The 12,181-nt window shown below is 72.8% G+C and carries 12 protein-coding genes and 1 other RNA gene; 9 read left to right on the top strand and 4 right to left on the bottom strand.

Going from position 1 to position 12,181, the window contains the following annotated elements; all coding sequences use genetic code 11:
- Positions 1 to 40 precede the first annotated feature (40 nt).
- Together sspA and QC818_RS16450 are read left to right on the top strand one after the other, a co-directional pair.
- The gene (sspA, locus tag QC818_RS16455) at positions 41 to 667 is read left to right on the top strand and encodes a stringent starvation protein SspA (protein ID WP_309653948.1); all 627 of its coding nucleotides are present in this window, start codon (positions 41 to 43) and stop codon (positions 665 to 667) included.
- A 55-nt stretch (positions 668 to 722) separates the two neighbouring features.
- Positions 723 to 1,178, top strand: a complete 456-nt coding sequence (locus QC818_RS16450) for a ClpXP protease specificity-enhancing factor (protein WP_309653947.1) — start codon at positions 723 to 725, stop codon at positions 1,176 to 1,178.
- A 421-nt stretch (positions 1,179 to 1,599) separates the two neighbouring features.
- On the opposite strand, the gene QC818_RS16445 is transcribed toward QC818_RS16450, so the two are convergent.
- The 4 genes from QC818_RS16445 to QC818_RS16430 are packed head-to-tail and all read right to left on the bottom strand — an operon-like array spanning position 1,600 to position 4,917.
- On the bottom strand, positions 1,600 to 2,178 hold the full coding sequence (locus QC818_RS16445) for a BON domain-containing protein (RefSeq protein ID WP_309653946.1): 579 nt from the start codon (positions 2,176 to 2,178) through the stop codon (positions 1,600 to 1,602).
- A 4-nt stretch (positions 2,179 to 2,182) separates the two neighbouring features.
- Positions 2,183 to 2,776, bottom strand: coding sequence for a phosphoheptose isomerase (locus QC818_RS16440; RefSeq protein ID WP_309653945.1), 594 nt, complete (start codon positions 2,774 to 2,776; stop codon positions 2,183 to 2,185).
- 25 nt (positions 2,777 to 2,801) lie between these two features.
- Positions 2,802 to 3,170 carry a YraN family protein gene (locus QC818_RS16435; RefSeq protein ID WP_309653944.1) on the bottom strand — a complete coding sequence of 123 codons (369 nt, stop codon included), beginning with the start codon at positions 3,168 to 3,170 and terminating at the stop codon, positions 2,802 to 2,804.
- Positions 3,154 to 4,917, bottom strand: a complete 1,764-nt coding sequence (locus QC818_RS16430; RefSeq protein ID WP_309653943.1) for a penicillin-binding protein activator — start codon at positions 4,915 to 4,917, stop codon at positions 3,154 to 3,156. The genes QC818_RS16435 and QC818_RS16430 overlap by 17 nt, the downstream gene beginning before the upstream one ends.
- A gap of 47 nt (positions 4,918 to 4,964) precedes the next feature.
- On the opposite strand from QC818_RS16430, the gene rsmI reads away from it, so the two are divergent.
- The 7 genes from rsmI to QC818_RS16395 all read left to right on the top strand — a co-directional run bounded on the left by rsmI (position 4,965) and on the right by QC818_RS16395 (position 12,174).
- Positions 4,965 to 5,825, top strand: a complete 861-nt coding sequence (gene rsmI / locus QC818_RS16425; RefSeq protein ID WP_309653942.1) for a 16S rRNA (cytidine(1402)-2'-O)-methyltransferase — start codon at positions 4,965 to 4,967, stop codon at positions 5,823 to 5,825.
- A gap of 32 nt (positions 5,826 to 5,857) precedes the next feature.
- Positions 5,858 to 6,210: RNase P RNA component class A (gene rnpB / locus QC818_RS16420), an RNA gene on the top strand.
- A gap of 54 nt (positions 6,211 to 6,264) precedes the next feature.
- Positions 6,265 to 7,221: a 16S rRNA (cytosine(1402)-N(4))-methyltransferase RsmH gene (gene rsmH, locus QC818_RS16415; protein ID WP_309653941.1), complete on the top strand. Its 957-nt coding sequence runs from the start codon at positions 6,265 to 6,267 to the stop codon at positions 7,219 to 7,221.
- A gap of 8 nt (positions 7,222 to 7,229) precedes the next feature.
- Positions 7,230 to 7,553 carry a cell division protein FtsL gene (gene ftsL, locus QC818_RS16410; RefSeq protein ID WP_309653940.1) on the top strand — a complete coding sequence of 108 codons (324 nt, stop codon included), beginning with the start codon at positions 7,230 to 7,232 and terminating at the stop codon, positions 7,551 to 7,553.
- The gene (locus QC818_RS16405; RefSeq protein WP_309653939.1) at positions 7,550 to 9,265 is read left to right on the top strand and encodes a peptidoglycan D,D-transpeptidase FtsI family protein; all 1,716 of its coding nucleotides are present in this window, start codon (positions 7,550 to 7,552) and stop codon (positions 9,263 to 9,265) included. Before ftsL ends, QC818_RS16405 begins: the two co-directional genes overlap by 4 nt.
- 30 nt (positions 9,266 to 9,295) lie before the next feature.
- Positions 9,296 to 10,810: a UDP-N-acetylmuramoyl-L-alanyl-D-glutamate--2,6-diaminopimelate ligase gene (locus QC818_RS16400; protein WP_309653938.1), complete on the top strand. Its 1,515-nt coding sequence runs from the start codon at positions 9,296 to 9,298 to the stop codon at positions 10,808 to 10,810.
- The gene (locus QC818_RS16395; protein WP_309653937.1) at positions 10,807 to 12,174 is read left to right on the top strand and encodes a UDP-N-acetylmuramoyl-tripeptide--D-alanyl-D-alanine ligase; all 1,368 of its coding nucleotides are present in this window, start codon (positions 10,807 to 10,809) and stop codon (positions 12,172 to 12,174) included. Before QC818_RS16400 ends, QC818_RS16395 begins: the two co-directional genes overlap by 4 nt.
- The last annotated feature ends 7 nt before the right edge of the window (positions 12,175 to 12,181 follow it).

The raw sequence follows: 12,181 nt of genomic DNA, 5'->3' as shown, positions 1-12,181 counted from the left end.
GTGTTATCATCTCGGCACGAACTGATGCGAGGATTGTTTCATGGGTGTAGTGGCCAAGCGGTCGTCGATGATCTTCTACTCCGGGGGCGATGACCATTACAGTCATCGGGTGCGTATCGTGCTCGCCGAGAAGGGCGTGTCGGTGGACATCGTCGAGGTCACCGAGGATAGCCACCCCGAGGAGCTGGCCGATCTCAACCCCTACAACAGCGTGCCCACGCTGATCGATCGCGACCTGGTGCTCTACGAGTCCAAGGTGATGATGGAGTACCTCGACGAGCGGTTCCCGCATCCGCCGCTGTTGCCGGTCTACCCCGTGGCCCGGGCCCAGAGCCGGCTGTGGATGCATCGCATCGAGCGCGAGTGGTGCCCGCTGGTCGAGCAGATCCAGGCCGGCACCAAGAAGGAGGCCGAGAAGGCGCGCAAGGAGCTCCGCGAGAGCCTGGTCGGCATCTCGCCGATCTTCGAGGACATGCCCTTCTTCATGAGCGAGGAGTTCACCCTGGTGGACTGCTGCCTGGCGCCGATCCTGTGGCGCCTGCCGGCGCTGGGCATCGAGCTGCCGGAGAAGCAGGTCAAGCCGCTGGTGAGCTACATGGAGCGGGTCTTCGATCGCGACGGCTTCAAGGCCTCGCTGAGCGAGGCCGAGCGCGAGATGCGCGCCTGATCCCCATTTCATGCCCCGGCATGGCCGGGGCCCTGACCCAGGAGGGCCAACACCGATGCAATCGAGTCGTCCCTACATCGCACGGGCCCTGTACGAGTGGCTGCTGGACAACGAGCTGACGCCGTTCATCGTCGTCGACGCCGAGCAGGAGGGCGTCGAGGTACCGCGGCAGTTCGTGCAGAACGGCCAGATCGTGCTCAACCTCGGGGTGTCCGCGATTCGCGACCTGAGCATGGAGAACGAGGCCATCGCCTTCTCGGCGCGCTTCGGCGGCCAGCCGATGCAGCTGATGGTGCCGATGTCGGCGCTGATCGCCATCTACGCCAAGGAGAACGGCGTGGGCATGGTCTTCGGCCACGAGCCGGAGCTGCCGCTCGAGGCGGCCGAGGCCGACGAGGATGAAGGCCCGGCGCTGTCCGGCGTCGAGAGCGAGGCGAGCCGCGACGAGGAGGCGGGCGAGGCGCCCGAGCGGCCGGCCCGCGGGCGCCCCTCGCTGCGCGTGGTCAAGTAGCGCCGCGAGCCGTCAGGCTCGGGCGTCCACGACGCCGGAACGAGAAACGGCAGGCCCGAGGCCTGCCGTTTTTTTCGGTTCTTCGCACCTTGGCGTGAATACCATTGTGGGGCACTCGGTTCGGCGCTTCAGAGCCCCTCAAGGCCGGGCGGGCAACATAGAGTCTCCCGCGAAGCGCCCTATCAGCGGGACAGAGCCATCGCGCAGGTCATCGTGGGAGCCCAATTCATTGGGCGAAAGGCGCCGATAGGCGCCCGGGGGAGATCCTACCGCGGTGCCTCTATCGCCGCCGCTGCGGGGCGGATCGCGATCTGAAGATCGCTCCCACGAAGAGCACACCCACCATGCCAAGCTGAGCCGTGCAGCGACTTCACGCTGATCTGCGAAGAACCTTTTTTTCGTGCGTCGATCGGGCGCCGGTTCAGTCCAGGTAGTCGAAGACCTTGACGATGCGCTGCATGCCGCCGACGTTGCGCACCGCGGCGACGATGCGCTCGGCCTCCGCGCGGCTGACGATGCCCATCAGGTAGACGCTGTCGTTCTCGGTGACCAGGCGCAGTCGGCTGGAGTCGACCGCCTCGTTGGCCACCAGGGCCGTGCGCACCCGGGTGTTGAGCCAGGTGTCGGCGAGGCGCTGGCCGGCGGGCAGGTTGGCGGCGATGGCCAGCTCGTTGTGGACCCGGCGCACGTTGCGCACCTGGCCGGCGACGCGCTCGGCGAGCCGCTTGAGCTCCTGGCTGGGCACCTGGCCGGTCAGCAGCACCACGTTGTTGAAGCTGTCGACGTTGATGCGGGCATCCCCGAGCCGGGCGTCGGTGCGTCCCAGGTTGTGGGCGATCTTGGTCTCGATGCTCTCGTCCTCGACCTTGGTGCCGAGGGTGCGTTCGCCGTAGTTCTCCTCGATGGTGCCCGGGGTGGTGACCGAGGTCACGGCGGTGCAGCCGGACAGGGCCAGCAGCAGGGCGAGGGAGAGGGCGATCAGGCGTGAGGTCTGGGTCATGGGATCACTCGCTTGTGCCGAAGAGCTGTTCGTCGATCAGGTCGCACAGGCAGTGGATCACCAGCAGGTGAACCTCCTGGATGCGCGCGGTGGAGGTGGCCGGCACGCGGATCTCGCAGTCGTCCTGGCCCAGCAGCGAGGCCATGTTGCCGCCGTCGCGCCCGGTCAGGGCGACCACCGTCATCTCGCGGTCGTGGGCGGCCTGGATGGCCTGGATGACGTTGCCGGAGTTGCCGCTGGTGGAGATCGCCAGCAGCACGTCGCCGGGCTGGCCCAGGGCGCGCACCTGCTTGGAGTAGACCTCGTTGTAGCTGTAGTCGTTGGCGATCGAGGTCAGCGTCGAGGTGTCGGTGGTCAGGGCCAGGGCCGGAAGGCTCGGCCGCTCGCGCTCGAAGCGGTTGAGCAGCTCGGACGAGAAGTGCTGGCTGTCGCCGGCGCTGCCGCCGTTGCCGCAGGCCAGGATCTTCCCCTCGTTGACCAGGGTCTGCACCATCATCTGGCTGGCGACCTCGATGAAGGGCGGCAGCACCTCGCTGGCGTAGGTCTTGGTGTCGATGCTGGCGTTGAAGTGTCCGAGAATGCGGTTCTGGAAATCCATCGTGGCTTCCTGGTCCTTGGGGCGGTCAGAACGCTTCGAAGGCGCCGGGGATCCACTCGACCGCGAGGTCGGGCGGGGTGCCGGTGACGGCCAGCACATCGAAGCGGCAGGCACATGATAGCCCGTTGCGCTGCAGATAAAAACGCGCCGCCTGGATCAGGCGGCGCCGCTTGGCGGGGGTGATCGTCTCCAGGGGATGGCCGTGGCGGGCGTCGGTCCGATGGCGCACCTCGACGAACACCAGGGTCGCCCCGTCGCGCATCACCAGGTCGAGCTCGCCGCCCTTGGCGTGCTGATTGGCGGCCTCCAGGGCCAGGCCCCGGGCCGCCAGCCAGTCCGCGGCGAAGCGCTCGATGCGCGCGCCCCGGGCTCGGGCGTCAGCGGGCCCGGCCATCGGTCAGTCGCTCCAGGTCGATCGCCGGCCGGGGCACGCCCTCCTGGAAGCGGGCCCAGGGCAGGTCGCGGTGGATCCGGCCGTCCTCGGCGGCGCTCAGCGTGCCCGTGGCGCCGAACAGCTCGCTGCCGGGGATGGCCTGGAACTGGGGCAGGCGCCGGGCCAGCTCGTAGGCGTCGACGCCCATGGCCATCAGCCGGAACATCGCCGGATCCGACTCCTCGCGCAGCTGGCGGTAGCTGTCGAGGAAGGGCAGGGCCTCTTCGCCGCCCACGGCGGCATCCGGGATCTGCCAGGGGATGTCGACGAACAGCACGCCGTTGAGGTCCTGGTCCAGGCGTGGCTGGGGGCGCCCCTCGTAGAGGTGCGAGGTGGCGTAGACCGGCAGCTCCCGCTCGTAGGCGAAATAGTCGATGGTCGGCGGCACCTGGCGGGCGTAGTCGGGCAGCGCCAGCAGGAACAGCAGTTCGGCGCGACCGCCGCCCAGGGCGCGCTTGGTGCTCTCGGTGGCCGGCATCCCGGGGTTGTAGCGCACGGCGTTGGCGATCTCGCCGTCGTCCTCCCGCCAGGCGGCGGCGAACGCCTCGCCGACCCGGCGGCCCCAGGCGTTGTCCGGGACCAGCAGCGAGGCGCGGCGATGGCCGTCCTGGCGGGCGCGGACGGCGACCTGGCGGGCCTCGTCCTCGGCGGACAGGCCGTACTGGAAGAGTCCGTCGGCGGCGTTGCGGTCGGCCTCGCCGTAGTTCAGGGCCAGCGTCGGCAGGGGCACCCGGTCGCGCTGCTCCAGGCGGCTGACCGCGTCCTTGTCCAGCGGCCCGAGGACCACCTGGGCGCCGCGGTTGCGGGCCTCGGCGTAGAGGGCGTCGAGATCGCCGCCGGCGGAGTCGAGGAAGCTCAGGCGCGCGCCGCTGGCGCCGCCGTTCACGGTGTTCAGGTGATGGGCCCGGATGCCGTCCTCGATGGCGTCGGCGACGCCGGCCAGGGGACCGGACTCGGGCAGGAGGACGGCGATGTGGCGAACGTCCCGCCCGCGCAGGTCGCGCAGGGCCAGGATATCGGACGGCAGGCGGCGCGCCGCCGGGTGCTCGGGGTGGCGGTCTCGCCAGTCGTCGAGGCGGGTGAACAGCCGCTGGATGTCGCCGCTGCCGCTGCGCACCAGGGACGCCAGCTCGAGCCAGGCCCGGGCCGTGGCGCCGGCGTCGTCGCCGAGCTCCCGCAGGGCCCCGGGGGCCAGGCGGGACAGCTGCTCCCAGATGGGGTCGTTGAGGTCGAGGCGTCCGCTGCCCGCCTGCAGCCGCAGCAGGATCTCGGCGGCGGCCTGGGGCTCGTCCACCCGGCCCAGGGCCCGGGCCTGGCGCTCGCGCAGCAGGTCGGCCCGATCGCCGGGCAGCGACAGCGCCTCCAGGCCCTGGGTGGCCCGGATCACCGCCCAGGGGTCGCCCTCGGTCTCGCCCAGGTCGGAGAGCAGCAGCGCCCAGCGGCCCCGGGCCTCGGTCGGCAGGCGGGCGTCGTCGAGCTGCTTGGCGATCTCCAGCGCCTGGGGGCGGCGCCCCTGGCGTGCTAGGATGGCCGCCGCCTCGAGGCGCGATCGGGCGGCCCGCTCGGGCGCCTGCTGCTCGGCGCGGGTCAGCAACTGGTCGGGGTCGCCGGCCGGCCGTCTTTCGACGAGGGGCGGCTGGAAAGCGCAGCCGGCCATCATCAGGGCCAGCAGGGCGGCGGCCAGGGGGCCGCGAGACGAAATCTTCATGAATCCTTCCTTGTCCTCACGTGCGGAACGCATCCCAGGGAGCCGAAATGTCAGACGCCATTGCAGGGGCATTGTACGTGGTCGCCACGCCGATTGGGAATCTGGAGGACCTGAGCCCGCGGGCGGGGCGCCTGCTCGGCGAGGTCGACCTGGTGGCGGCCGAGGACACCCGCCATACGGCGCGGCTGCTGCGCCACCTGGGGGTGGCGGCGCCGATGCTGTCGCTGCACGAGCACAACGAGGCGGCCCGGGTCGAGCGGCTCGACGCCTGCCTGGCCGCCGGCGAGTCGGTGGCCCTGGTCAGCGATGCCGGCACGCCGCTGATCAGCGATCCCGGCTTCGTGCTGGTCCGCGCGCTGCGCGAGCGCGGCCGCCGCATCGTGCCGGTGCCCGGCCCCTGCGCCCTGGTGGCCGCGCTGTCGGCCGCCGGCCTGCCCACCGACCGCTTCGTCTTCCAGGGCTTCCTGCCGGCCAAGGGGGGCAGCCGCCGGGGCCGTCTCGAGGGCCTGGCCGAACGCGACGAGACCCTGGTCTTCTACGAGTCCCCGCATCGCATCCGCGACACCCTGGCCGACCTGGCAGCCGTCCTCGGCGAGCGCCGGGTGGTGCTCGCCCGGGAGCTGACCAAGACCTTCGAGACCTTCCTCGAGGGCAGCGCCGAGGCGCTGCTGGCGCGCCTCGCCGAGGACCCGGACCAGGCGCGGGGCGAGTTCGTGGTGATGGTGGCCGGGGCGCCGCCGCGGGAGGCCGGGGCCGCCGCGGCCGTGGAGGGCGACGCGCTGCTGGCCGCGCTGCTCGCCGAGGGCGTCGGGGTCAAGCAGGCGGCCGGGGTGGCGGCGCGCACCCTGGGCGGCGCCAAGAAGGCCTGGTACGCCCGGGCTCAGGCGCTCAAGGACGGGGATTGTTGAGGGGGTGGCGGGGCGCTGGTATCCTTGCCGCGGGAGTTGGCCAGACAGTCGCCGCCGGCAGCCGCCGGGGGAGGAAAGTCCGGGCTCCACAGGGCAGAGTGCCAGGTAACGCCTGGGCGGCGCGAGCCGACGGAAAGTGCAGCAGAGAGCAGACCGCCTACGTCTCCCTCGGGAGGCCGGTAAGGGTGAAAGGGTGCGGTAAGAGCGCACCGCGCGCCTGGCAACAGAGCGTGGCACGGTAAACCCCACTCGGAGCAAGACCAAATAGGAACCCCAAGGCGTGGCCCGCGCTGGGTTCGGGTAGGTTGCTTGAGGGCCGCGGCGACGCGGCCCCTAGAGGAATGACTGTCCGCGACAGAACCCGGCTTATCGGCCGACTCCCCCCGTTTTCCCTGTCCGCCGCCCCGCGGCACCCCCGCCAGCCGTCGACGAGAACCGCATGACGCCAACCGCCTCCGACTCCACCGATCGCGGCTTCCGCCATGCCAGCGTGCTGCTCGACGGCGCCGTCGACGCCCTGATCGACGATCCCGCCAGTGCCTACCTGGACGGCACCTTCGGCCGCGGCGGGCACTCCCGGGCGATCCTCGAGCGGCTCGCTCCCGAGGGACGGCTGCTGGCCATCGACCGCGACCCCCAGGCCATCGCCGAGGCGGCGGCCATCACCGATCCCCGCTTCGCCATCGAGCGCGGCGAGTTCGCCCGCCTGGGCGAGATCGCCCGGGCCCATGACCTGCATGGCAGGCTGGCCGGCGTGCTGCTCGACGTGGGGGTCTCCTCGCCCCAGCTCGACGATCCCGAGCGCGGCTTCAGCTTCCTGCGCGACGGCCCCCTGGACATGCGCATGGACCCCAGTCGCGGCGAGAGCGCCGCGGACTGGCTGGCCCGCGCCGCCGAAGGCGAGATCGCCCGGGTCTTCAAGGCCTATGGCGAGGAGCGCTTCGCCCGCCGCCTGGCCCGGGCCATCGTGGCCCGCCGCGGCGAGCGGCCCTTCACCCGCACCGCCGACCTGGCCGAGGTGATCAAGGCCGCCCACCCCGCCTGGGAGAAGGGCAAGCATCCCGCCACCCGCGCCTTCCAGGCGCTGCGCATCCAGGTCAACGGCGAGCTCGAGCAGCTGGACGCCGCGCTCGAGGCCGCCCTGGAGGCCCTGGCCCCCGGCGGCCACCTGGTGGTGATCAGCTTCCATTCCCTGGAGGATCGCCGGGTCAAGCGCTTCATCCGCGATCACGTGCGCGGCGACACCCACCTGCCCAGGGGCGTGCCGCTGCGCGACGATCAGCTCCGGCGGCGCCTGGAGGCCCTGGGCAAGGCGCGCCGGGCGGGCGCCGACGAGGTCGAGGCCAATCCCCGGGCGCGCAGCGCGGTGATGCGCGCGGCCCGCAAGCGCTACTGAGGGGCGGCATGGCTCAGGGACGCGACGCCACCTCCGCCTTCGCCTGGCCGCTGCGCCTGCGCCCCAGCCTGGCGCTGGTGGCCAACGGGGTGTTGCTGCTGGCCTGTCTGGGCGCCGCCCTGGCGGTGATCGCCACCAGCCACCTGACCCGCGAGGAATACGCCCGCCTCCAGGCCCTCGAGCGCGAGCAGCAGCAGCTGCAGACCGAATGGGGGCAGTTGCTCCTCGAGGAGGGCGCCTGGTCGTCGCCGTCGCGCATCGAGCGGCTGGCCAGCGAGCGCCTGGAGATGCGCCTGCCGGCCATCGACGAGGTGGAGGTGGTCCGGCCATGAGCGCGACGCCGCGACGCGCCGACGCCGCCCGCCGCAAGGCGGACCTGGCCCCCATGGGCCGGGGTCGCTACCGGCTGATGCTGGGGCTGGTGCTGCTGGGGCTGGCGCTGCTCGCCGGGCGCATCGTCGACCTGCACGTCTTCGACCGTTCCTTCCTCCAGGGCCAGGGCGATGCCCGGACCCTGAGGGTCGAGCCCATTCCCGCCCATCGCGGCATGATCACCGACCGCCACGGCGAGCCGCTGGCCATCTCCACCCCGGTGGTGACCCTGTGGGCCAATCCCCAGGACCTGCCGGACGACCGCATCCAGCGGCTGCGCCTGGCCCGGGCGCTGGGCCAGGATCTCGAGGCCCTCGAGGCGCGCATCGAGCGCTATGCCGATCGCGAGTTCATGTACCTGCGCCGCCGCCTGACTCCCGAGGCCGCCCAGCGGGTGCTCGACCTGCGGATTCCCGGGGTGCACAAGCGCGAGGAGTACAAGCGCTACTATCCGGCCGGGGAGGTGGTCGCCCAGCTGATCGGCGTGACCAACATCGACGACCAGGGCCAGGAGGGACTGGAACTGGCCTACCAGCCCTACCTGTCCGGCGAGCCGGGCCGGCGGCGGGTGCTCAAGGATCGTCGCGGGCGCCTGGTCCGGGACCTGGCGGTGCTGCGCGAGGCCCAGCCCGGCGGCGACCTGACGCTGTCCATCGATCAGCGCCTGCAGTACATGGCCTACCGCGAGCTCAAGGCGGCGGTGGACGAGCACGCCGCCGACGGCGGGGTGCTGGTGATGCTGGATGCGCGCACCGGCGAGGTGCTGGCCATGGCCAACCAGCCGTCCTACAACCCCAACGATCGCGCCGGGCTGGACCCCGAGGGGCTGCGCAACCGCGCCATCGTCGACGTCTTCGAGCCGGGCTCGGTGATGAAGCCGCTGGCCATGTCGGCGCTGCTGGAGACCGGCCGCTTCCCCCCTGACACCCGGGTCGACACCTCGCCGGGCTGGATGGTCATCGACGGCTATACCATCAAGGACGTGGTCAACTACGGCGAGCTCAGCCTGTCCGGCATCCTCGAGAAGTCCTCGAACATCGGCATGGCCAAGCTGACCCTGGAGCTGGACGACCCGGTGGTCCCCGAACGCTACCGCGCCCTGGGCTTCGATCGCGCCCCGGGCACCGGCTTCCCCGGCGAGGCCGGGGGCAGCGTGCCGGCGCCGATGCGCTGGTCGAGCAGCCAGTGGGCGGCGCTCTCCTACGGCTACGGGCTCTCGGTGTCCGCGCTGCAGCTGGCCAGCGCCTATACCGCCATCACCAACCACGGCGAGCGCCTGCCGCCCTCGCTGCTGCGCCTCCCCGAAGCCCCGGCCGGCCAACCGGTCGTCGAGCCCGGGGTCGCCGATCGCGTGCTGGGCATGATGGACCGGGTCGTCGAACCCGGCACCGGGGCGCGGCGCGCCCTGGTGCCGGGCTACAGCGTGGCCGGCAAGACCGGCACGGTGCGCAAGACCGGCGGCGGGGGCTACCAGGAGGACGCCTATCGCTCGCTGTTCGTGGGCATCGCCCCGGTCAGCGACCCGCGCCTGATAGCGGTGGTGATGATCGACCACCCCCGGGGCGGCGACTACTACGGCGGGGCGGTGGCCGCGCCGGTGTTCTCCCGGGTGGCCGGCAATGCCCTGCGTATCCTCGACGTGCCCCCGGACCGGATCGACGACGATGACTGACTTTCCCCACGCCTGCGACGAGAGACTGCCATGGACGTGACCGCTTCCCGCCTGATCGCCGAACTGGGCGCGCTCTGGCCGCGCCGGCACGCGGCCCTGGCCGACCGTGACCTGCCCGAGCGCCTGCGGCTGTGCCTGGACAGCCGCGAGGCGGGGCCGGGGACGGTGTTCATCGCCGTGCCCGGGGTCGCCGCGGACGGTCGCGACCACATTCCCGCGGCCCTGGCCGCCGGGGCCGCCCTGGTGCTGGCCCACGGCGACGACGCCGAGCCGGCCGGCACCGACGACGATCCCCGGGTGCTGCGCCTGCCGCACCTGCGCCGCCGGCTGGGCGAGCTCGGGAAGGGCCTGTTCGCGGTCCCCGAGGCCCTGGAGCTGGTCGGCGTCACCGGCACCAACGGCAAGAGCTCGGTGACCCACTACATCGCCGCGCTCAGCGAGCGGCTGGGTCGCCCGGCGGCCATGGTCGGCACCCTGGGCCACGGTCGCCCCGGGGCCCTCGCCGAGGGCGCGCTGACCACGCCCGGGCCGCTGGCGCTGCAGGCCGCGCTGGGCGAGCTGGCCGGCCAGGGCGCCGGGCGGGTGGCCATGGAGGCCTCCTCCCATGCCCTGGAGCAGGAGCGCCTCGACGCCTGCCGGGTGACGGCCGCGGTGTTCACCAACCTGAGCCGCGATCACCTGGACTATCACGGCAGCATGGCCGCCTATGCCGCCGCCAAGGCCCGGCTGTTCCGGCGCCCCGAACTCGCCCTGGCGGTGGTCAACGCCGACGACCCCCTGGCCCGGTTGATGCTGGCCGGCGTGCCCGAGGGCGTGCGGGTGCTGGCGGTGGGCGAGGATGAGGCCGTGACCCTGCGGGTGGTGGACTGGATCCCCCATGCCGAGGGGCAGCGGGCGCTGGTCGCCACCCCCGGGGGCGAGCGGGTGCTGTCGCTGCCGCTGATGGGGCGCTTCAACCTGACCAACGTGCTGCTGGCCATCGCCACCCTGCATGGCCTGGGCGAGGATCTCGACGCCCTGTTCGAGGCGGCCGGCGAGCTGTCCCCGGTGCCGGGACGCATGCAGGCGCTGGTCGCCGAGAGGGCGCCCACGGTGGTGATCGACTATGCCCATACCCCGGACGCCCTGGAGAACGCCCTGCAGGGGCTGCGCGCCCACCTGCCGGATGCCGGCCGGCTGTGGTGCCTGTTCGGTTGCGGCGGCGACCGCGACGCCGGCAAGCGGCCACTGATGGCCGCCGCCGCGGCGCGCCATGCCGACCGCCTGGTGATCACCGACGACAATCCCCGCGGCGAGGCTCCCGGGGCGATCCGCGAGCAGATCCTGGCCGGCCTGTCCGAGGCGGGCCGGGCCGCGGCCCGGGTCGTCGACGGCCGGGGCCGGGCGATCCGCGACACCATCGTCGGGGCGGGCGCCGGCGACGTCATCCTGGTGGCCGGCAAGGGCCACGAGACCTACCAGGAGATCGACGGCGTCCGCCATGCCTTCTCCGACCTGGCCGAGGCCGAGGCGGCGCTGGCCGAGCGCCGGGAGGGCGGGGCATGAGCGGCGTGGGGCTCGGCACGCTGGCCGAGGCGGCCCGGGCGCTCGGCCTGGCGGCGCCGGCGGCGGACGCGCCGGTCGGCGAGATCGTCACCGACACCCGGCGACTGGCGCCGGGGGCGCTGTTCGTGGCGCTGGTCGGCGAGCGCTTCGACGGCCACGACTTCGTCGCCGCCGCCCGGGAGGCCGGGGCCGTGGCGGCGCTGGTCGAGCGCCGCGTCGACGACCCGCTGCCGCAGCTGGAGGTCGCCGACACCCGGCTGGCGCTGGGCCTGCTGGGCCGCGCCCGGCGTCGGGCCTGGGGCGGGCCGCTGGTCGCCGTGACCGGCAACAGCGGCAAGACCACGGTCAAGCAGATGCTGGCCACCCTGCTGGCGCGGCGCGGCGAGACCCTGGCCACCCGGGGCAACCTCAACAACGACATCGGCGCCCCGCTGACCCTGCTCGAGCTGGCCCCCGGGCATCGCCAGGCGGTGGTGGAGCTGGGCGCCAACCACCTGGGCGAGATCGCCTGGACGGCGAGCCTGGCCGAGCCCCGGGTGGCGGTGATCACCAACGTCACCGGGGCCCACGTCGGCGAGTTCGGGGGCATGGGCCGCATCGCCCAGGCCAAGGCCGAGATCCTGGCGTCGCTGCCCGGCGACGGCGTGGCGGTGCTCAACCGCGACGATCGCTACTTCGCCACCTGGGCCAGCCTCGCCGCGCCCCGGGAGGTGCTGGACTTCGCCGTCGAGGCGCCGGCCCGTCTGCGCGCCGAGACACTGGCCTGCGATGCGCTCGGGCGCTATGCTTTCACGCTGTTTCACGACGGTCGGGCGCTGGGCCGGGTCCAGCTGGCCCTGCTCGGCCGGCACAACGTCGCCAACGCCCTGGCCGCGGCCGGGGCGGCCCTGGCCATGGGCCTGCCCCCGGCGGAGGTGATCGCCGGCCTCGAGGCCGTGACGCCGATGCCGGGACGCCTGAGCGTGGTCCCCGGCCTCAAGAACGGCCGGCTGCTGGACGATACCTACAACGCCAACCCCGGCGCGGTGAAGGTCGCCCTCGAGCTGCTGAGCTCGCTGCCGGGGCCCCGCTGGTGCCTGCTGGGCGCCATGGGCGAGCTGGGCGAGGCCTCGGATCGGCTGCACGCCGAGATCGGCCGCCACGCCCGGGCGTTGGGCATCGACTTCCTGGGCACCCTCGGCGAGGCGGCGCGGCCGGCCAGCCGGGCCTTCGGCGAGGCGGGGTGCCATTTCGACGATCGCGAGGCGCTGACGCGCCACGTTCTCCATCATCTGCCGCCGGGGGCCAGCGTGCTGGTCAAGGGATCGCGCAGCGCCGGCATGGAAACCGTGGTGACGGCGCTGCGCCCGGATGCATCAAGGTAAGGCATTA

It is taken from the genome of Halomonas koreensis (assembly GCF_031451675.1).
In the GTDB taxonomy this organism is placed as follows: domain Bacteria; phylum Pseudomonadota; class Gammaproteobacteria; order Pseudomonadales; family Halomonadaceae; genus Halomonas; species Halomonas koreensis.
This window is presented reverse-complemented; position numbering and strand designations above follow the sequence as displayed.

Bases quoted from the DNA above. Each gene is read 5' to 3' on its own strand.
- sspA (WP_309653948.1), top strand. From the start codon at position 41: ATGGGTGTAGTGGCCAAGCGGTCGTCGATGATCTTCTACTCCGGGGGC.
- QC818_RS16450 (WP_309653947.1), top strand. From the start codon at position 723: ATGCAATCGAGTCGTCCCTACATCGCACGGGCCCTGTACGAGTGGCTG.
- QC818_RS16445 (WP_309653946.1), bottom strand. From the start codon at position 2,178: ATGACCCAGACCTCACGCCTGATCGCCCTCTCCCTCGCCCTGCTGCTG.
- QC818_RS16440 (WP_309653945.1), bottom strand. From the start codon at position 2,776: ATGGATTTCCAGAACCGCATTCTCGGACACTTCAACGCCAGCATCGAC.
- QC818_RS16435 (WP_309653944.1), bottom strand. From the start codon at position 3,170: ATGGCCGGGCCCGCTGACGCCCGAGCCCGGGGCGCGCGCATCGAGCGC.
- QC818_RS16430 (WP_309653943.1), bottom strand. From the start codon at position 4,917: ATGAAGATTTCGTCTCGCGGCCCCCTGGCCGCCGCCCTGCTGGCCCTG.
- rsmI (WP_309653942.1), top strand. From the start codon at position 4,965: ATGTCAGACGCCATTGCAGGGGCATTGTACGTGGTCGCCACGCCGATT.
- rsmH (WP_309653941.1), top strand. From the start codon at position 6,265: ATGACGCCAACCGCCTCCGACTCCACCGATCGCGGCTTCCGCCATGCC.
- ftsL (WP_309653940.1), top strand. From the start codon at position 7,230: ATGGCTCAGGGACGCGACGCCACCTCCGCCTTCGCCTGGCCGCTGCGC.
- QC818_RS16405 (WP_309653939.1), top strand. From the start codon at position 7,550: ATGAGCGCGACGCCGCGACGCGCCGACGCCGCCCGCCGCAAGGCGGAC.
- QC818_RS16400 (WP_309653938.1), top strand. From the start codon at position 9,296: ATGGACGTGACCGCTTCCCGCCTGATCGCCGAACTGGGCGCGCTCTGG.
- QC818_RS16395 (WP_309653937.1), top strand. From the start codon at position 10,807: ATGAGCGGCGTGGGGCTCGGCACGCTGGCCGAGGCGGCCCGGGCGCTC.